Source organism: Pseudomonas mangrovi (genome assembly GCF_003052585.1).
GTDB classification, from domain to species: domain Bacteria; phylum Pseudomonadota; class Gammaproteobacteria; order Pseudomonadales; family Pseudomonadaceae; genus Aquipseudomonas; species Aquipseudomonas mangrovi.
Genome location: NZ_QASN01000021.1, coordinates 265,601 through 284,833, shown reverse-complemented (window position 1 = coordinate 284,833; position 19,233 = coordinate 265,601). Strand labels below are relative to the sequence as shown.

17 protein-coding genes are annotated in these 19,233 nt (G+C 64.5%); 13 read left to right on the top strand and 4 right to left on the bottom strand.

Features of this window, described 5'->3' with window-relative positions:
* Positions 1-54: 54 nt before the first annotated feature.
* The 5 genes from DBO85_RS17590 to DBO85_RS17570 all read left to right on the top strand — a co-directional run bounded on the left by DBO85_RS17590 (position 55) and on the right by DBO85_RS17570 (position 5,232).
* Positions 55-1,353, top strand: coding sequence for a D-amino acid dehydrogenase (locus DBO85_RS17590; RefSeq protein ID WP_108108861.1), 1,299 nt, complete (start codon positions 55-57; stop codon positions 1,351-1,353).
* A gap of 27 nt (positions 1,354-1,380) precedes the next feature.
* Positions 1,381-1,734 (top strand): RidA family protein, encoded by a 354-nt coding sequence (locus DBO85_RS17585; protein WP_108108860.1) that lies wholly within the window; start codon positions 1,381-1,383, stop codon positions 1,732-1,734.
* Positions 1,735-1,818: 84 nt separating this feature from the next.
* Positions 1,819-2,367: a cupin domain-containing protein gene (locus DBO85_RS17580; protein WP_108108858.1), complete on the top strand. Its 549-nt coding sequence runs from the start codon at positions 1,819-1,821 to the stop codon at positions 2,365-2,367.
* Positions 2,368-2,530: 163 nt separating this feature from the next.
* Positions 2,531-2,959, top strand: a complete 429-nt coding sequence (locus tag DBO85_RS17575; protein WP_108108856.1) for a c-type cytochrome — start codon at positions 2,531-2,533, stop codon at positions 2,957-2,959.
* 182 nt (positions 2,960-3,141) lie between these two features.
* Positions 3,142-5,232 carry an acetyl-CoA hydrolase/transferase C-terminal domain-containing protein gene (locus DBO85_RS17570; RefSeq protein WP_108109096.1) on the top strand — a complete coding sequence of 697 codons (2,091 nt, stop codon included), beginning with the start codon at positions 3,142-3,144 and terminating at the stop codon, positions 5,230-5,232.
* A 235-nt stretch (positions 5,233-5,467) separates the two neighbouring features.
* Here DBO85_RS17570 and rep read toward each other — a convergent pair whose 3' ends face one another.
* Positions 5,468-7,480 carry a DNA helicase Rep gene (gene rep / locus DBO85_RS17565; protein WP_108108854.1) on the bottom strand — a complete coding sequence of 671 codons (2,013 nt, stop codon included), beginning with the start codon at positions 7,478-7,480 and terminating at the stop codon, positions 5,468-5,470.
* A gap of 293 nt (positions 7,481-7,773) precedes the next feature.
* Here rep and DBO85_RS17560 point away from each other — a divergent pair, with 293 nt between their 5' ends.
* From DBO85_RS17560 to DBO85_RS17550, 3 genes are all read left to right on the top strand, one after another.
* The gene (locus tag DBO85_RS17560) at positions 7,774-9,438 is read left to right on the top strand and encodes a putative bifunctional diguanylate cyclase/phosphodiesterase (protein ID WP_108108853.1); all 1,665 of its coding nucleotides are present in this window, start codon (positions 7,774-7,776) and stop codon (positions 9,436-9,438) included.
* Positions 9,439-9,733: 295 nt separating this feature from the next.
* Entirely contained in the window at positions 9,734-10,135 is a 402-nt protein-coding gene (locus tag DBO85_RS17555; RefSeq protein WP_108108852.1) for a DUF4398 domain-containing protein, read from the top strand.
* Positions 10,136-10,173: 38 nt separating this feature from the next.
* A complete protein-coding gene (locus tag DBO85_RS17550) occupies positions 10,174-10,947 on the top strand; it encodes an OmpA family protein (protein WP_108108850.1) in 774 nt (257 codons plus the stop codon).
* 406 nt (positions 10,948-11,353) lie between these two features.
* Here the strand turns inward: DBO85_RS17550 and DBO85_RS17545 are convergent, their stop codons facing one another.
* The 3 genes from DBO85_RS17545 to DBO85_RS17535 form a co-directional block, all read right to left on the bottom strand.
* Positions 11,354-12,763, bottom strand: a complete 1,410-nt coding sequence (locus tag DBO85_RS17545; protein WP_177429798.1) for a phospholipase D-like domain-containing protein — start codon at positions 12,761-12,763, stop codon at positions 11,354-11,356.
* Between the two features lie 194 nt (positions 12,764-12,957).
* Complete coding sequence (locus DBO85_RS17540) at positions 12,958-14,454, bottom strand: YifB family Mg chelatase-like AAA ATPase (protein ID WP_108108845.1); 1,497 nt, start codon at positions 14,452-14,454, stop codon at positions 12,958-12,960.
* Between the two features lie 41 nt (positions 14,455-14,495).
* Positions 14,496-14,750: an accessory factor UbiK family protein gene (locus DBO85_RS17535; RefSeq protein WP_108108844.1), complete on the bottom strand. Its 255-nt coding sequence runs from the start codon at positions 14,748-14,750 to the stop codon at positions 14,496-14,498.
* 411 nt (positions 14,751-15,161) lie between these two features.
* Here DBO85_RS17535 and glnK point away from each other — a divergent pair, with 411 nt between their 5' ends.
* The 5 genes from glnK to sutA all read left to right on the top strand — a co-directional run bounded on the left by glnK (position 15,162) and on the right by sutA (position 19,187).
* Positions 15,162-15,500, top strand: a complete 339-nt coding sequence (gene glnK / locus DBO85_RS17530; RefSeq protein WP_108108842.1) for a P-II family nitrogen regulator — start codon at positions 15,162-15,164, stop codon at positions 15,498-15,500.
* Positions 15,501-15,536: 36 nt separating this feature from the next.
* A complete protein-coding gene (locus tag DBO85_RS17525) occupies positions 15,537-16,853 on the top strand; it encodes an ammonium transporter (protein ID WP_108108840.1) in 1,317 nt (438 codons plus the stop codon).
* A 77-nt stretch (positions 16,854-16,930) separates the two neighbouring features.
* Positions 16,931-18,181 carry an ammonium transporter gene (locus DBO85_RS17520; RefSeq protein WP_108108838.1) on the top strand — a complete coding sequence of 417 codons (1,251 nt, stop codon included), beginning with the start codon at positions 16,931-16,933 and terminating at the stop codon, positions 18,179-18,181.
* Between the two features lie 184 nt (positions 18,182-18,365).
* Entirely contained in the window at positions 18,366-18,788 is a 423-nt protein-coding gene (locus DBO85_RS17515; RefSeq protein ID WP_108109094.1) for a secondary thiamine-phosphate synthase enzyme YjbQ, read from the top strand.
* Positions 18,789-18,872: 84 nt separating this feature from the next.
* The gene (sutA, locus tag DBO85_RS17510; RefSeq protein WP_108108836.1) at positions 18,873-19,187 is read left to right on the top strand and encodes a transcriptional regulator SutA; all 315 of its coding nucleotides are present in this window, start codon (positions 18,873-18,875) and stop codon (positions 19,185-19,187) included.
* Positions 19,188-19,233 lie beyond the last annotated feature (46 nt).

Below are 19,233 nucleotides of genomic sequence, written 5' to 3'. Positions count from 1 at the left end.
GAAGCAGACTGTCTATGATCAGGATAATGAACAGCCGCGGGCGAGGAGAACAGTATGCGTGTCCTGGTGCTCGGCGCCGGTGTCATCGGCATAACCAGTGCGTGGTATCTGGCACGGGCGGGTTTCCAGGTCACCGTGGTCGATCGTCAGCCCGCGCCGGCCAGGGAAACCAGTTTCGCCAATGCCGGGCAGATCTCGCCGGGCTACGCCTCACCCTGGGCGGCACCTGGCGTGCCGTTGAAGGCCGTGAAATGGCTGTTGCAGCGCCATGCGCCGCTGGCGGTGCGCTTCGGCGGCGACCCGCAGCAGTATCTGTGGATGCTGCAGATGCTGCGCAACTGCACGGCGGCGCGTTACGCACGGAACAAGCAGCGGATGGTGCGGCTGGCCGAATATAGCCGAGACTGCCTCGACGCACTGCGCGCCGAGACCGGTATCGTCTACGAAGGTCGCCAGCTGGGCACGACCCAGGTATTCCGTAAGCAGGCCCAGCTGGACGCCGCCGAGCGAGATGTCGATGTCCTGCGCCGGTTCGGCGTACCTTTCGAGCTGCTCGACCGCGCCGGCCTGATGCGCGCCGAACCTGCGCTGGGGCAGACCGGCGAGCTGTTGCTCGGGGGGTTGCGCCTGCCGAACGATCAGACCGGTGACTGCCATCTGTTCACCGCCCGCCTGGCTGCGCTGGCCGAGCGTGCAGGCGTCGAGTTCCGCTATGAACAACAGATCGAACGGCTTGAGGTAGCGGGCGGGCATATCCGGGGGGTCTGGATCAATCGCCGGCTGGAACAGGCCGAGCGCTATCTGCTGGCCCTGGGCAGCTACACGCCGCTGCTTCTGAAGCCCCTGGGCGTTGGCTTGCCGATCTATCCGCTGAAGGGCTACTCACTGACCATTCCGATCATCGATGAGGCGCGTGCGCCGCGCTCCACGGTGCTGGACGAGACCTACAAGATCGCCCTTACCCGCTTCGATCGGCGCATCCGGGTCGGCGGCATGGCCGAGATCGCCGGCTACGATCTGTCTCTGAACCCGCGCCGCAGAGCGACCCTGGAGATGGTCTGCAATCAGCTGTTCGGCGGCGCCGGCGCGCTGGAGCAGGGCGAATTCTGGACCGGTCTGCGTCCTGCCACGCCGGATGGCACGCCGGTGGTGGGGGCAACGCCCTGGCCCGAGCTGTACATCAACAGCGGGCACGGTACCCTTGGCTGGACCATGGCCTGTGGGTCGGCGCGACTGATTGCCGATCTGCTGCAGGGGCGCTCGCCTGACATCGACCCTGAAGGCCTGGACATGTCCCGCTATCCGCGCCTCTCTCGCGCTCACCGGTCACCTGCGACGCCTCGTCTCGAGTGACCCCTGTCCTTTTGGAGTTGCTTCCCGATGTCCATTCGCCGCCTGCACAGCGACCAGCGTCTCAGCCAGATCGTCATCCATAACCAGACCGTCTATCTCGCCGGCCAGGTGGGCGAGGACATGGCCGCCGGGGTGGAGCAGCAGACTAGGGAGACGCTGGCGAACATCGAACGCCTGCTGGCCGAGGCCGGCACCGATGCCTCGCGGATTCTCTCGGTGACAATCTATCTGAAGGACATTGATGCGGATTTTGCCGGCATGAATGCGGTGTGGGACAGCTGGCTGCCTGCCGGCAGCACGCCTGCGCGGGCGACGGTCGAGGCGAAGTTGTGCGAGCCGGAGATTCTGGTGGAGATGTCGGTAGTAGCGGCGCTGCCCTGAGAGTTCAGCCTGTGTGTTGAAAATACTGAACACTGTTGCGATCATACCGGCCACTTTCGAAACCCCACCCGGAGGGTCCGCGTATTGGACGTCGGTCTGCGACTGCAATCGATCCGCAAGCTCAAGGGGCTGTCCCAACGCGAGTTGGCCAAACGCGCGGGGGTAACCAACAGCACCATCTCGATGATCGAGAAGAACAGCGTCAGTCCTTCGATCAGCTCGCTGAAGAAGGTCCTCGCCGGCATCCCCATGTCACTGGTGGAGTTCTTCTCGCTGGAGATGGAGCAGGAGAACACCGCTCAGGTTGTCTATCGGGCGGATGAGCTGACCGATCTCTCCAGCGGCGCCGTGACCATGAAGCTGATCGGCCGCGCCCATCCCAGCCGCGCCATCGCCTTCCTCGACGAGACCTACCCAGCCGGCGCCGACACCGGCCGCGAGATGCTGGTGCACGAAGGCGAGGAGGCCGGCATGTTGGTGGAGGGGCGTATCGAGCTGACCGTGGAGACTGAGGTGTACATTCTCGAGAAGGGTGACAGCTACTACTTCGAAAGCAGCAAGCCGCATCGCTTTCGCAACCCCTACGAGGTTCCGGCACGTCTGATCAGTGCCACCACCCCGGCGAATTTCTGACCGCCAATGCCGCGCTCGTTACGCGGAGCGGCCTGCGAGCACTGTTAGGCGCGCAATAACCCTGCGACAACTTGGGTTGTTTCAGCCCGATGCGCATGCCGTTATACTGTCGCCCGCCCGCAAACCGTGGCCGCGGGCCCATTAGCCACGATGAGGTGTAAGCGTGAACCTGATTAAGAAGATGCTGGCGGCACCGGTTGCCGTATTGGCCTTGTGGGCTGTCAACGCTCAGGCCGCGACTGACGAGGAAATCGCTGCGCGGATCAAGCCGGTCGGCGAAGTCTGCGTTGCCGGTGAAGAATGCAAGGGCGTCGGTGAGGTAGCGGTTGCTGCTGCCGGTGGTGGCATGAGCGCCGACGACGTGGTGAAGAAATACTGTGGCGCCTGCCATGGCGCTGCTGCCGCAGCCATGGGTGCTCCGGCCATTGGTGATACTGCCGCCTGGAAGGCCCGCGCCGACGGCGTTGGTGGTGTCGATGGTCTGCTCGCGACGGCGATTTCCGGTATCCGCGGCATGCCGCCCAAAGGAACCTGTGCTACCTGCTCGGATGATGACCTGCTCGGTGCTATCCACAAGATGTCCGGTCTCTGAGTCCGTTCATCGTGCCTTGATCACAAAGCCGCCCTCGGGCGGCTTTGTCGTTTTCGCCCGAGCGAAACCCTGCCTGGGCGGTCCAACGGCCGACGTCGAAAATTGGGAGGTGCCGAGTGCAGAGCTGTACGCTGGATCACGCCGTGGAGCAGGTGCTGGCGCGGATAGACGGGCCGATCCGCATGGGGCTGCCGCTCGGCCTGGGCAAGCCCAATCGTTTCGTCAATGCGCTGTACCAGCGGATCCGCCAGCTGCCGGAGCGCGAACTGATCATCTATACGGCGCTCTCGCTGGCACGCCCGCAACCCGACAGCGAGCTGGAACAACGCTTTGCCGGCCCGTTCCTGCGGCGGATCTATGACGATCACGTCGAGCTCGACTACCTCACCGATCTGCGTTGCGGCGAGCTGCCGGCGAACGTGCACGTCGAAGAGTTCTACCTGCAACCGGCCAGCCAGTTGCAGAACGAGCAGGCCCAGCAGAACTACGTCAGCCTCAATTACAGCCAGGTGGCTCGTGACCTGCAGCGCAAGGGCGTCAACCTGATCGCGCAACTGGTGGCGCAGGATCCCTTGCGTCCGGGTCAGCTGAGTCTGAGCTGCAATCCGGACATTACCCTCGATCTGCTACCGGGCCTGCGCGCGCGCCGTGAGGCGGGCGAGACCATCCTCTGCATCGCCCAGCCGCACGTCGATCTGCCGTACATGGGCGGTGACGCCGAGCTGGCAGTCAGCGAGTTCGACCTGCTGCTGGGGCCTCTCGAGCGACACCGCCTGTTCTCTACGCCTAATCTGCCGGTGACCCTGCAGGACCACGCCATCGGCCTGCATGTCAGCGCGCTGGTGCGTGATGGCGGCAGTCTGCAGCTGGGCATCGGTGCCATGGCCGATGCGGTGACGGCGGCCCTGCTGGCGCGGCAGACCGACAATGCCGCCTACCGCGCGCTGCTCGAGTGCATGCAGGTGCCGCAGCGATGGACCGGGCTGGTCGACCGCGAGGGCGGGCTCGAGCCTTTCGAGCAGGGCCTGTATGCCTGCAGCGAGATGTTCGTGCATGGTCTGCTGGCGCTGCTCGAAGCGGGAGTCCTCGGTCGGGCGGTGTATCCCCACGAGCAGCTGCAGCGCCTGGCCGACTGCGGCGCGCTGGATGCCGAGGGGCGTCTGGCCGATCCGACGCGATTGCACCACATCGGGCTCACCACGCTGAGCGATGAGCAGACGCTGCGCTGGCTGCAGAAGCATGCGTTGCTCGATGCCGCAGTGGTCAGGGAAGGCGAGCAGCTGCTGCTGCCCGACGGCAGCCGCTTGCCGCTGCAGCTCGATGAGTCGGCGTTGTTTGCCGGTTTGCAGCCCTGGCTTGGGCGGGCTGCCGGCGGAGTACTCATGCACGGCGGGTTTTTCCTCGGTCCGCAGGACTTCTACCGGCGCCTGCGCGAGATGGACGGCGTGACGCGTCAGAGCATCGGCATGACGGCGATCAGCTACATCAATCAGCTGTATGGCGATGAACCACTCAAGCGCCTGCAGCGGCGCGAGGCCAGGTTCATCAACAGCAGCTTCGTGGTCACCCTGCTGGGTGCCAGCGCGGCGGATCAGCTGGAAGATGGTCGTGTGCTCAGTGGCGTTGGCGGCCAGTACGACTTCGTTGCCCAGGCCCATGAACTGGAAGGTGCACGCTCGATCCAGATGCTGCGCAGCTGGCGTGAGTCGGGCGGAGAAATCAGTTCCAACCTTCGTTGGGACTACCGACATGCCACCATTCCGCGCCATCTTCGCGACATCGTGGTCACCGAGTACGGCATCGCAGACCTGCGTGGCAAAAGCGATGCGGAGGTTATCGAGGCGTTGCTGAAAATCGCCGATTCGCGCTTCCAGGACGAACTGATCGAGGCAGCGCAGAAGGCCGGCAAGCTGGGCGGGGACTTCGTTCTGGCTGAGGAGTATCGGCAGAACACGCCGGAGCGCCTGCAGTCACTGCGCGACGAGTTCCCGCACTTGTTCGTCGAGTTTCCACTGGGGTGCGATTTCACCGAGCAGGAGCAGGAACTGCTGCGCGCGCTGCGCTGGTTGAAAAGCAAGCTAAAGCTCAGCGAGATACTCGAACTGGGCGCCGCGACGCTGTTCGATCAGCCTGATCCGCAGTGCTACGCCGGCCATCTGCAGCGCATGGGGCTGGAGCAGCCGGAGGGTTTGCGCGAGCAGCTGTACCGCAAGCTGCTGCTGGCCGGGCTGGGGGCGACGGCGCAGAAGCAGGCTTCTGAGGCCGGTGGATAGAGTTCGATGGGGCCAAGCACCCTGCAGGCTGAGCCTTCCCTCATCCGCCGCGGCGCGGCACCTTCTCCCGGAGGGAGAAGGACTATTGCGGGGCGACCGCGGAGTGGTTTTGCGGAGCGCCCTGCGGGCACGGCTTTTCCCTCTCCTTCGGGAGAGGGTGCCGAGGGCGGGTGAGGGATGCTTCAGGCGGCTCGCGGTCTGCCTGGGCAGTGCTCACAAGCTGTAGTGCGCGAGCTCAAGGCTTCTTCAGCATTGCCCGGATATCTGCCAGGGCCGACTTGCCGTTGGCCTGCTTGACCTCCAGTGGCGCATCTTCCTGGCCTTCCCAGATCAGGTCTTCGGGTGGCAGCTCGTCGAGGAAGCGGCTCGGGGTGCAGTCGATCACCTCGCCATACTGCTTGCGCTTGGCGGCGAAGGTCAGGGTCAGGTGCTGGCGCGCGCGGGTAATGCCGACGTAGGCCAGGCGCCGCTCTTCCTCGATGGTGTCTGCCTCGATGCTGGAACGGTGCGGCAGGATTTCTTCCTCGACACCGAGGATGTAGACGCAGGGGAATTCCAGACCCTTGCTGGCGTGCAGGGTCATCATCTGCACGCCTTCGGCGCCTTCCTCTTCCTCCTGCTGACGTTCGAGCATGTCACGCAGCACCAGCTTGCCGATCGCCTCCTCGATGGTCATCTCGCCGTCTTCGTCTTTCTCCAGGGTGTTCTTCAGCGCATCGATGAGGAACCAGACGTTGCCCATGCGCGCGTCGGCGACCTTGTCGCTGGAGGCGTTCTGGCGCAGCCAGTTCTCGTAGTCGATGTCCATCACCATCGAGCGCAGCGCGGCGATTGGATCGTTCTGCGCGCACTGCTGGCGCACACCGTCCATCCAGCGCTTGAAGCGCTGCAGCCGCTCGCCGAAACGGCTGTCCAGATGCTCGCCCAGGCCCAGCTCATCGCAGGCGGCGTACATCGACACCTTGCGCGCGGTGGCGTAGTTGCCGAGTTTCTCCAGGGTCGCCGAACCGATTTCCCGACGCGGCACGTTGATCACCCGCAGGAAGGCATTGTCGTCATCCGGGTTGACCAGGAGGCGGAAGTAGCTCATCAGGTCCTTCACCTCCTGGCGGGCGAAGAAGCTGGTGCCGCCGGACAGGCGATAGGGAATCTGGTGGTGCTGCAGCTTCAGCTCCATCAGCTTGGCCTGGTAGTTGCCGCGGTAGAGGATGGCGAAGTCGCTGTAGGGCCGGCCGGTGCGCAGATGGTTGGTGAGAATTTCCAGAGCGACGCGCTCGCACTCGGACTCCTCATTGCGACAGCGGATCACGCGGATCTCGTCGCCATGACCCATCTCGCTCCACAGCTGCTTCTCGAACACATGCGGATTGTTGGCGATCAGCACGTTGGCGCACTTGAGGATGCGGCTGGTCGAGCGGTAGTTCTGCTCCAGCATCACCACCTTCAGCGAGGGGTAGTCCTCCTTCAGCTGCATCAGGTTTTCCGGGCGGGCGCCGCGCCAGGCGTAGATCGACTGGTCGTCGTCGCCGACCACGGTGAATTGATGGCGCATGCCGACCAGCAGCTTGACCAGCAGGTACTGGCTGGCGTTGGTGTCCTGGTACTCGTCGACCAGCAGGTAGCGGATGCGGTTCTGCCACTTCTCCAGCACCTCGGGGTGCGCCTGGAACAGCTTCACCGGCAACAGGATCAGGTCGTCGAAGTCGACCGCGTTATAGGCCTTGAGCGTGCGCTGGTAGTGCAGGTAGACGATCGCCGCGGTCTGTTCCTTCGGCCCGCGGGCGCTGGCCAGGGCCTCGTCGGGCATGACCAGTTCGTTCTTCCAGTTGCCGATGTAGTTCTTGATCTCGTCGACGCCGTCGTCACCGGAATACTCCTTCTGCATGATGTCCGACAACAGCGCCTTGATGTCGCCCTCGTCGAAGATCGAGAAGCCCGGCTTGTAGCCCAGGTGCACATGCTCCTTGCGGATGATGTTCAGGCCCAGGTTGTGGAAGGTCGAGACGGTCAGGCCCTTGCCTTCGCTGCCGCGCAGCAGGCTGCCGACGCGTTCCTTCATCTCGCGCGCGGCCTTGTTGGTGAAGGTCATCGCGACGATGTGACGGGCCTGGATGCCGCACTTCTGGATCAGGTGGGCGATCTTGCGGGTGATCACGCTGGTCTTGCCGGAACCGGCACCGGCGAGCACCAGCATAGGCCCGCCGACGTAGTTCACGGCTTCCTGCTGCCGGGGATTGAGTCGGGACATATCGGCATCATCGGAAAACGGGCGGGCATTCTAGCAGCACCGCCTGGCGAGCTGATTCACGCTGTGCGCTGCGACACATCGTCCGTGCTGGCAAACGGCCAGGATTGGCTAAGCCGCGCAATCGCGTAAGGTGTGCGCAGCGTGGGCCGCCGAGGTGGCCATGCGCGCAGGCAGGGACGCGGTCGAGAAGCCAACGAGACGCCGGAAAACGGCGCGCAGCGGTGCACTGCAGGGATGGACGAGGGCAGGTTGGCCCGTGCGCCGCAAAGTTCTTCTGACTTTGGGGAGGTCGCTTGTCCGCACTCATGGAACCCGTGCGCCTGATCCTGCTGGCCGATCGGCAGGAATGGGCTGGGCTTCTGGCCGATTGCCTGGCGCAGGCCGGCAGCAACTGTCCACTGATTACCGCACCGTCCTGGGAAGCCGCCAGCTGTCTGGTCGGCGAGCGCGAGCCAGGAATAGTGCTGGCGACGCCCTCGCGTTGTCCTGACCCCGCACGCTGCGCGCTGCCGATCATTCTGCTCCTGGAAAACCCGCCCGAGGCACTGCCTGCGGGGGTCAGCGACTGGCTGCAGCGCAAGAGCCTGGCGCCGGAGCTGCTGTTGCGTTGCGTGCGTTACGTGCATGAGCAGCAGGTGCTCAAGAGCACGCTGGAGCGTCTGACCGAGCAGGACCCGCTGACCGGCATCGCCAACCGCCAGGGCTTCCAGACCCTGCTTACAGCGCGTCTGGCTGAGTTCTCTGGCGCGGGCCTGACCCTCGGCCATCTGGACCTGGACAACTTTCGCAGCGTCAACGATGCCCTTGGCCACCAGGCCGGCGACCGTCTGATCCAGCAGGTGGTGGCGCGACTCAAGGGCCAGTTGGAAGTCGGCGACACACTGGCGCGGCTGGGCAGCGACGAGTTCGCCCTGCTGCTGGATACCCGTCGCGACCCGGGCCGCGCCCAGCGGGTTGCCGAGGACATCATGGAGTCGCTGGCCGAACCCTACTGGGTCGACAACGAGAGTCTGCTGCTCGGCTGCAGTCTCGGCCTGGCCGAGGCCTGCCGCGACGAGGGTGCCGACCCGCTGATGTGGCATGCGCACATCGCCATGCAGCAGGCCAAGGCCCGCCAGGGCTGCACCTTTCACCGCTACGATCCGCGTGTCCATCGCAGCGCGCGTAGCCTGGCCGATCTGGAAAGCGAACTGCGCCGCGCCCTGCGCCGCGATGAGCTGGAACTGCACTACCAGCCGCGCCTGAGCCTGCACGGCGACGCCATCGTCGGGCTCGAAGCACTGGTGCGCTGGAACCACGAGGAACGCGGCCTGCTGCCGCCGAGTGAGTTCATCCCGCTGGCCGAAGAAAGCGGGCTGATCGTGCCACTCGGCTACTGGGTCATTTCCCGTGCGCTGCGCGACATGCAGTGGCTGCGTGGTCGCGGCTTCGCGCCGCTGCACATGGCGATCAACCTGTCCTTCCGCCAGTTCCAGGACAGCCAGCTGATGCCGACGCTGACGAGGCTGATCGCCGAACGTGGCGTCGACGCCGACTGGCTCGAGTTCGAGCTGACCGAAACCGCGGTCATGCGCCGCAGCGAGCACGTGCGCCAGAGCATGCTCGAACTCGGCCAATTGGGCGTGCGCTTTTCCCTCGACGACTTCGGCACCGGCTTCTCGTCCTTCATGCACCTGAACAGCCTGCCGATCTCGCTGCTGAAGATCGACAAGAGCTTCGTCGGCGGCATGCTCGAGCGCAGCGAGAACGAGCGTCTGGTGCGGGCGATGATCGAGCTGGCACACAACCTCGGTCTCGAGGTGGTGGCCGAGGGCGTCGAGCAGTTCGAACAGCTGGAGCGACTGCGCGCCTTCGGTTGCGACCAGGCCCAGGGCTACCTGATCAGCCGTCCACTGCCGCTGGCCGACCTGGCCCGCTACCTGATGTCGGGGATGCGCAAGCAACTGGTCGAAGGCTGAGCGATGCGGGCGTTTTTGTGCTCGTATCGTCAGGCTCTGCCTATGCCTGCGCGGTCTGCGCAAGGTAGTCCGAACTGATTCTGAAGAAATCCTTCAAGTGTCATTGGTCGGAAAATTTCGAGTGAAACCACTGTGCCACTGTCCACCTAGGGTGCGACGCGTCAGGCCTTCCAGGTTTGCCGCGTAGCAGTGCCGCGCGCTCTTTTCGAGTGCTGGGCGGCGGGTCTAGGGCTCGCCTTCACCGGGCATCGCAGCCAGCGATGTCTGTCCGGATTGCACAGAGAGGAAGGAACTCATGGAAATTCGATATCTGTCTGCACCGTTGCGGTCGCGCCTGCCGCGCGCGCAACTCCTTGCCGTCGCCTTGGGTGGTTCGCTGCTGCTTGCCGGTTGCGCCGGCGATCCACCCAAGGCGGAGATGGCCGTCACCGAACAGGCGGTCAACGCGGCGGAGACCGCCGGTGCGCTCGAGTACGCCCCGCTGGAACTGAAGACCGCCCGGGAAAAATTCGACGCGGCGCAGAAGGCCGAGCAGAACAAGGAATACGACAAGGCGCAGCGCCTGGCCGAGCAGGCCGAGTGGGATGCCCGCGTCGCCGAGCGCAAGGCGCAGGCCGCGAAGGCCCAGCGGATGCTTCAGGACGCCCAGCAAGGGGTTCAGGAGTTGCGCGAAGAGAGTCTGCGCAACGCCAACTGAACTCGCCGTATTCCAAGTCGATTTGAGGGATTTAGATCATGCGTAAACACCTAACCATGCCTACCCTGCTCGCCATGAGCCTGGTGCTGGCAGGCTGTGCCAGCCAACCCAACCCGAATCTGGAGCAGGCGCGCCTGAACTTCAGTGGCTTGCAGCAGGACCCCCGTTCGCTGCAGATGGCTGCACTGGAAACCAAGGATGCCGAGCAGATGCTGGCCAAGGCCGACAAGGCCTATCAGGACAAGCAGGACCAGGAACGGGTCGATCAGTTGGCCTATCTGGCCAACCAGCGCGTCGAGCTGGCTCGCCAGACCATTCTGCTGAAGACCGCCGAGGAAGATTACAAGGCTGTTTCCGACCAGCGCAGCGAGGCACGACTGGATGCTCGCGAGGCGGAGATCCGCAAGCTGCAGGAAAAGCTCGACGCCAAGCCCAGTGATCGCGGATCGGTGATTACCTTTGGCGACGTGCTGTTCGACGTCAACAAGGCCGATCTCAAGCCCGCGGCCTTCGGCGATATCCGCTCGCTCGCCGAGTTCCTCCAGCAGCATCCGGAGCGTCAGGTGCTGATCGAAGGCTTTACCGACAACACCGGCAGTGATGCGTACAACCTCGAGCTGTCCCAGCGCCGGGCGGATTCGGTGCGCCACGCACTGGTGCGCCAGGGTGTGGACATGCGTCGGATCTCGACCCAGGGCTTTGGCAAGGCGCACCCGGTGTCGGACAACAGCACCGCCGCGTCGCGGGCGATGAATCGCCGCGTAGAAGTGACCATCTCCCACGATGCCAGTCCGGTGCAGCAGCGCCTCTGACGGACCTTTCGCTGACGGTGGATCAGCCAAGGGCTTCTCCATCGTCAGCGTCGCGGTTTGCGTAGGGTCCAGCGCATTTGTTGATGACCGGGCAGAAGGAGCAGTGGCGCAATGCCCTGCGCTTATTGCGCCCTACGACCTCGGCGCAGACCTGGTTGAACCTGTAGGGCGGATTAGCCGTAGGCGTAATCCGCCGCGGGACCTCCTCTCGCGCCACCTTATCGCTGGAAGGACCCTAGCCGTCTTTGATGGTCTCGAGCGGATGGAGCAACGACCCGATGCGCTGTGCCCGTTGCGCTCTACCTCGGGCAGGCCTGAGCACCTGTAGGGCGGATTGGCCGTAGGCGTAATCCGCCGTTGGCCGCTTGCACGCCAACCCCTCTCATGGCTTGACGGCCCCAAGGTCTCAGAAGGTCGACATCCCGCTCCACTCCATCACCCGATACAGCCCGTAGCGCCAGCGACTGTGATCAGCGAATGCCTGGTAGGACAGGCTGTAGGTGCGTCCTTCAGCATTGCTCCAGAGGCGCTCGAAATCGTCGGCAACGCGTGCCAATGGCGGGTATTCGGCGCTGCCGCGCAGCTGCACGTCGGTTTCCAGATTGAGGTCGTCCAGATTGCGCTGGGTGAAGTTCGCCGAGCCGCTGAGCAGTTCGGCACTGCCGTCCTGGCGGGTCCACAGCATCAGCTTGCGATGCCCCTGCTCGCCGGAAGTGGCGAACCAGCGGACCTCGATGCCCTGTTCGTGCAGGTCCCAGGCGAACGGGCGGTTGGGAATGCCGTTCTTCTCGCGGCCGAAGGCGTCGCGGTTCGGATCGAGCAGCAGGCGCACATGCACGCCGCGTTGATGGGCGCGGATCAGTGCCTCGGCCAGCGGACGATGGGCGATGTAGAAGACCGCAATGTCCAGCCGCTCGCCGGGCGCAGCCTCGTCGACCATGGCAAGCAGTGCGTCGCGCACCTTGCCCTCGCTCAGTACCCTGAGCCGGGGTTCGTTGCCTTCAATCGGAGCGGCGTCAGGCGGCTGTGGCCAGTGAGCGCTGTCATAGCCGGCCAGGCGGGCCACCGCTGCCTCGCTGGCCAGCAGATCCAGTGCCGCGGCGCCGCGAAAGCGCAGCGCCTGGTTGCTGTGACGGCTGCTGCCGTCGTGGGGGTTGGCCGAGGTCACCAGGCCCACCCAGTCGTCACCCTGGTCGACTATCAAGGTCTTGCGGTGGTTGGCGCGGAAATTGAGCAGCGCAAGGTAGCTGCGCAAGGTGATCTTCTGCTCCCCGACCGGACTGGGTAGCCAGCCGTCGCTGCTGCTGTTGCCGACGAAGCTGCAGCACAGTGCCCAGAGCCCGGTCCAGGCCGGGTTGGATGCCGGCAGACGTTGCAGGGGCGTGCTGATGACGGTGACGCCGGCTTGCTGAAGTTGCTCCAGCAACGGGTTGTCGAGACCGCCATACAGGCTGTTGAACGGATCGGTGATCAGCACCGCTTCCAGCGCCGGCGCGCGCGCGCGGGCGTCGATCAGGGCGCCGGCGAGTTCGGCGGATAGCGGTCGATAGCTGCCCTGGCCGGCGAAGTCGTTGAACAGGAACATGTCGACTACCACCAGGTGCCGGGCCTGGCCGATCAGTCCCAGCGCTTCGTCGAAGATCTCCTGTTCGCTCAATCGTTCGCCATCGGCCTGCTGCCAGGTCTGGTCCAACAGCAGGCGGACATCCTCCGCCGGTCGCCAGGGTCCCTGCAGGGACAGCCCGGTGGGCAACGGTTTGCTGGCCTGGTAGATCGCCATTGTTAGCCAGGCGAGCAGAAACAGGCCGATCAGCATGCGCGCTGGCCGGCGAGGGAGGATTCGATGGGTGTGCGAGCGCATATGGCCTTCAAGGATGGTTCTCGTGAACCCGTGGGTTGGTTGGCGCGCAGCGATGACGCGGCGCCGGGTGAGGGCGTGAGAAGTCTCGACCAGGCCGCGGCTGCTGTCGAGTCGGCGATGCGAGTGAGAGGTTGCGTCGTGCGCGGCCCTCAGGCTCCCGCCGCGGGTCGATACTGCAGCGCCTCGGCCAGGTGGGCGCGGCCTATGTTCGGTTCGCCCTCCAGATCGGCCAGGGTCCTTGCCACCTTCATTACCCGGTGGGCGGCACGCAGGCTGAGGCCGAGGCGCTCGCAGGCCGTCTCCAGCCAGCAGGCGTCCTCGCTGTCCAGGCGACAGTGCTGGCGCAGGCCCGGCAGATCAAGAAAGGCGTTGGCGCAGCCCTGACGCTCGATCTGGCGTTGCCGGGCGGCGGCGACGACGGCGGCCAGAGTCGCGCTGTTCGAGCCGTCACCGGCAGTACCCTGCAGCGCAGTCGCTTCGCGGGCGACAGTCAGGTGCAGGTCGATGCGATCGAGCAGCGGGCCGGACAGTTTGCCGCGGTAGCGCTGGATCTGCTCCGGCGAGCAGCGGCAGCGGCCGGAGGGGTCGCCCAGGTAGCCGCATGGACAGGGGTTCATCGCTGCGACCAGCTGGAACCGTGCCGGAAAACGAATCTTGTCCCGCGCCCGGGCGATGACGATATGGCCGCTCTCCAGCGGTTCACGCAGCACCTCGAGCACCTTGCGATCGAACTCGGGAAGCTCATCGAGGAACAGCACGCCCTGATGCGCCAGGGTGATTTCGCCTGGTTGCGGGCGACTGCCGCCGCCGACCAGGGCCGGGCCGGAAGCGCTGTGGTGGGGATGGCGAAACGGCCGTTGCGGCCAGCAGCGCAGCGGTTCGTGGCTGGCCACGGAATGGATCGCAGCGACTTCCAGCGCCTCGCTTTCGGTCAGCGCCGGCAGCAGCCCCGGCAGCCGACTGGCGAGCAGGGTCTTGCCGGTGCCGGGCGGCCCGCTGAACAGCAGGTTGTGCGAGCCGGATGCAGCGATCAGCAGTGCGCGCTTGGCCGCGGCCTGGCCCTGGACCTCGGCCAGATCCGGGTAGGGTGCGATCTGGCGCAGCAATCCCTGCGAGGCAAACGGCGCCAGTGGCGTCTGCCCGGCGCAGTGGGCGACCAGCTCCAGCAGATGATCGACGGCGAGGATTTCCAGTCCGGAGGCGAGGCTGGCTTCTTCCGCGTTGGCCCTGGGAACTACCAGTCTGCGCCCCGCGGCGCGGGCCGCGAGCGCCGCCGGCAGCACGCCCTGCACCGGACGCAGCGCGCCGGACAGCGCCAGCTCGCCGAGGCATTCCAGATCGGCCAGTGCGCTCTCCGGCACCTGACCGCTGGCGGCGAGTATTCCCATGGCGATGGCCAGGTCGAAGCGGCCGCCATCCTTGGGCAGGTCGGCGGGGGCGAGGTTGAGGGTGATTCTTCTCGCGGGGAAGTCGAAGCCGGCGTTGAGCAGCGCGCTGCGTACGCGATCCTTGCTTTCCTTGACCGCGGTTTCCGGCAGGCCGACCAGTGCCATCGAGGGCAGGCCGTTGGCCAGATGCGCTTCCACCGTGACCGGCGGAGCATCGACGCCGACCTGGGCGCGACTGTGGACGATTGCCAGGGACATGGATCACTCCTTGATCACATGCTGCTCGGTGCGGAGCAGACTTACTCGGTGGGCGGTTTGGCCTCTAGTTCGGCGACGCGCGCTTCCAGTGCCTCGAGGCGGGCGCGAGTGCGTGCGAGTACGGCCATCTGGGTGTCGAACTCTTCGCGGCTGACCAGATCGAGCTTGCTGAACGCGCCTTGCAGCAGGGCCTTGAACTGAGCTTCGAATTCGCCACGGGAGAGTGGCGTCTCGCCATTGAACAGTCGCGAGGCGTGGCCGGCGAGGGAGTCGAGCAGGGCTTTCGGCGGGAGCATTGAAGGGGCCTATGCAATATCAAGGTGCGGCGCAGTGTAGCGCAGGCGTCTGCCCCATGGCGTTGCCCGGCTCTGCACATTTTCGTGCGTGGCCCGGGGTGCGAGTGATCCATCTTGGTGCATGCGGATGGCCGAGGCCCTCACCCAACAACCCTGATATCGAAGTAATCCAATGAAAAACAAGGGTTTTTGCGCATCTGGCAAGCTTTCTGCTTTGTCCCGGAAGAGACATGCACCGATGCCGTTCGGTGCGGCGTGATGCGGGGCGTGATCCCGCAGCGCCAGAGCAGTCTTGTGATTCGACGGAACTCCGTGCCAGGCGGCCGGAGCGTTACAAAGCCAGGCACTGCGAATAGACTTGAAACGGGTTCGATTTCCTGGGGCAAGTCCATCCAACACGGGAGAAGTTACATGAAGCTAGTTACTGCCATCATCAAGCCGTTCAAGCTGGACGACGTGCGCGAGTCGCTGTCGGAGATCGGCGTGCAGGGCATCACTGTCACCGAGGTCAAGGGCTTCGGTCGGCAGAAGGGACATACCGAGCTTTATCGTGGGGCCGAGTACGTCGTCGACTTCCTGCCCAAGGTGAAGATCGACGTCGCCATTTCCGACGACCAGCTGGACCGGGTTATCGAGGCCATCACCAAGGCGGCCAACACCGGCAAGATCGGTGACGGCAAGATCTTCGTGGTCAACCTCGAACAGGCCATTCGGATCCGTACCGGCGAGACCGGCACGGACGCCATCTAAAAGCCTTTTCGAACCCCCCGCCCCAGGAGATACACCATGACTCTGCGAAAGATCGCAGGGCTAGGAGCCCTTTTGCCTCTGCTTCTGCCAGGCGTCGCCCTGGCCGAAGAGGCAACCCTCGATTCGGGTGACACGGCATGGATGCTGACGGCCACTGCGCTGGTCCTGTTCATGACGATTCCCGGCCTGGCGCTGTTCTACGCCGGCATGGTGCGCTCCAAGAACGTCCTTTCGGTAATGATGCAGTGTTTCGCCATCACCGGCGTGATGAGCCTGCTGTGGTTCATCTACGGTTACAGCCTGGCTTTCGACACCACCGGCATGCAGGCCGATGTGCTCAACCTCAATTCCTTCGTCGGCGGCCTGGGTAATCTGTTCCTCGGCAACCTGACCAAGGAGGCGCTGGTCGGGGCCTTCCCGGAAAGCGTGTTCATCACCTTCCAGATGACCTTCGCCATCATCACTCCGGCACTCATCGTCGGCGCCTTTGCCGAACGCATGAAGTTCTCGGCGATGCTGGTGTTCATGGTGGTCTGGTTCACCCTCGTCTATGCGCCTATCGCGCACATGGTCTGGGGCGGCGATGGCGCGCTGATGTGGGACTGGGGTGTGCTCGATTTCGCCGGCGGCACCGTGGTGCACATCAACGCAGGCATCGCAGGTCTGGTGGCCTGCGTGATGCTGGGCAAGCGCAAGGGCTATCCGACCACGGCCATGGCGCCGCACAACCTGGGTTACACCCTGATTGGCGCCGCCATGCTCTGGGTCGGCTGGTTCGGCTTCAACGCGGGCTCGGCAATCGCCGCTGACGAAACCGCCGGCATGGCCATGCTGGTGACCCAGATCGCCACCGCCGCGGCTGCTCTGGCCTGGATGTTCGCCGAGTGGCTGAGCCATGGCAAACCCAGCGCGCTGGGGATCGCCTCTGGCGTGGTCGCCGGTCTGGTAGCCATCACCCCGGCTGCCGGCACTGTCGGTCCGGTTGGGGCACTGGTGATCGGTCTGGCGGCCGGCGTGATCTGCTTCTTCTGCGCCACCAGCCTGAAACGCAAGCTTGGTTATGACGATTCGCTCGACGTGTTCGGCGTGCACTGCATCGGCGGCATCGTCGGTGCGCTGCTCACCGGTGTCTTCGCCGCGTCCTCGATGGGCGGCTTCGGTGAAGTCGAGAGCATCGCCGGCCAGCTGTGGATCCAGGCCAAAGGCGTGGGCTTTACGCTGATCTACACCACGGTGGTCACGGTGGTGATCCTCAAGGTGATCGATCTGCTGATGGGACTGCGGGTGAGCGAGGAGGAGGAGACGGTCGGTCTCGACCTCGCCCAGCACAACGAGCGTGGTTACAACCTGTAAGCACTGGAGCACGCGCCCGGAGCCAACGCCGGGCGCCCTACCCGAAGCGCAAAGCGCTGCAAGGCACGAGGTGAAAAATGGATAGCACAGCTTTGATCCCGGTCCAGTACGGACTCGATACGTTCTACTTTCTGATCTGCGGGGCACTGGTGATGTGGATGGCGGCTGGTTTCGCCATGCTCGAATCCGGTCTGGTGAGGGCGAAGAACACCGCCGAAATTCTCACCAAGAACATCGTGCTCTATGCCGTGGCGTCGATCATGTATCTGTTGATCGGCTACTACATCATGTACTCCAGCCCCGAGGGCGGCATCCTGCCGAGCCTTGGCTTCCTGATCGGTGACGAGCATGCAGTCGACGTCGTCGCCGCTGGTGGCGAGGATGCTCCCTACTATTCCTCGCGTGCCGACTTCTTCTTCCAGGTGGTGTTCGCTGCGACCTGCATGTCGGTAGTCTCCGGTGCGGTCGCCGAGCGCATGAAGCTGTGGGCCTTCATCGCCTTCGCGGTGGTGATGACCGGCTTCATCTACCCGGTGCAGGGTTACTGGAAGTGGGGTAGCGGCTTCCTCAACGAGATGGGCTTCCTCGACTTCGCCGGCTCCGGCATCGTGCACATGGCCGGTGCGGCTGCTGCGCTGGCTGGCGTGCTGCTGCTCGGCGCGCGCAAGGGCAAGTACGGTCCGAACGGCCAGATCAACGCCTTCCCCGGCGCCAACCTGCCGCTGGCAACCCTCGGTGCCTTCATCCTGTGGATGGGCTGGTTCGGCTTCAACGGTGGCTCGCAGCTGAAGATGAGCACCATCGAAGATGCCAACGCCGTGGCTCAGGTGTTCACCAATACCAACCTGGCCGCCGCCGGTGGCCTGGTGGCTGCGCTGATCACCGCGCGTCTGCTGTTCGGCAAGTCCGATCTGACCATGGTGCTCAACGGTGCTCTGGCCGGTCTGGTGGCAATCACCGCCGAACCGCTGACCCCGAGCGCCCTGCAGGCCGTACTGATCGGTGGTGTGGGTGGCGTGCTGGTGGTGTTCAGCATCCTGGCGCTGGACAAGCTCAAGCTCGACGACCCGGTCGGTGCCATCTCCGTGCACGGCGTAGCCGGTATCTGGGGTGTGCTGGTCGTACCGCTGACCAACAGCGACGGCTCCTTCGTCACTCAGCTGATTGGTGTCGCGTCGATCTTCTCCTGGGTGTTCATCACCAGCCTCATCGTCTGGGGCCTGATCAAGCTGGTCATGGGCCTGCGTGTCTCCGAGGAAGAGGAATACGAGGGTGTGGACATCGCCGAATGCGGCATGGAAGCGTACCCGGAGTTCACCAACAAGTAAGGCTTCTGAAGCAACCCTGGCGCGCCACCTTCGCGGTGGCGTGAGCGAGGTTGTCGATGAGATAGCAAAGGGCGCTTCGGCGCCCTTTGCTTTTTCTCGCAGAACGCTAGAATGCGCCCCCAAGAGCCGTTGGCTAGATGTTTCGGTGTTCCCCGGAACATCGATGCGGCGGAAGGTGGCGGATATGTGGCTACAGCGAAAGATTGCCTTGCGTGCCCGGGCGCGCGGCTTTCATCTGGTGACCGACGAACTGCTGCAGGCGCTGCCGGAACTGGCTCGCTGCCGGGTGGGTCTGTTGCACCTCTGGCTGCAACATACCTCCGCTTCGCTGAGCATCAACGAGAACGCCGACCCCGCCGTACGCAGGGACTTCGAGCGCTTCTTCGGGCGCCTGGCGCCGGATGGCGAGGCAGGTTACGAGCACGATTACGAGGGACCGGACGACCTGCCGGCGCACTTCAAGGCCAGCCTGCTGGGCTGCCAGTTGAGCGTGCCGATCAGTGACGGACGTCTGGCGATGGGGACCTGGCAGGGCATCTACCTTGGCGAGCATCGCCTGGAAGGTGGCAGTCGCCGGGTTCTGGCAACACTGCATGGCGAGGATTGAGCCTGCAGCACGGATTTCGGACGCGTGGACGGCCTGCGCGTCTGGGCTATAAATAATCTGCTTTGGCAAGGCATGAGGTAGGACATGAGCGACGACGATCTGGAAAACGACGAGCTGGAAGGCGCCGACGAGGACGATGGCGAGGAGCTGGCCACCGCTGACGAGGGTGAGGTAGAGGACGAGGGTGAGGTTGCTACCCCCGCGCCGAAGAAAGCCAAGGCTGCGGTCGAGGTCGAGGAGCTGCCGAGCATCGAAGCCAAGCAGAAGGAGCGCGATGCCCTGGCCCGTGCCATGGAAGAGTTTCTGGCGCGTGGTGGCAAGGTCCAGGAGGTCGAGGCCAACGTCGTTGCCGATCCGCCCAAGAAGCCGGACAGCAAGTACGGCAGCCGCCCCATCTGAGTCGGTTGCTTGCGTCAGGAAGGCCCGCTTATCAGCGGGCCTTTTC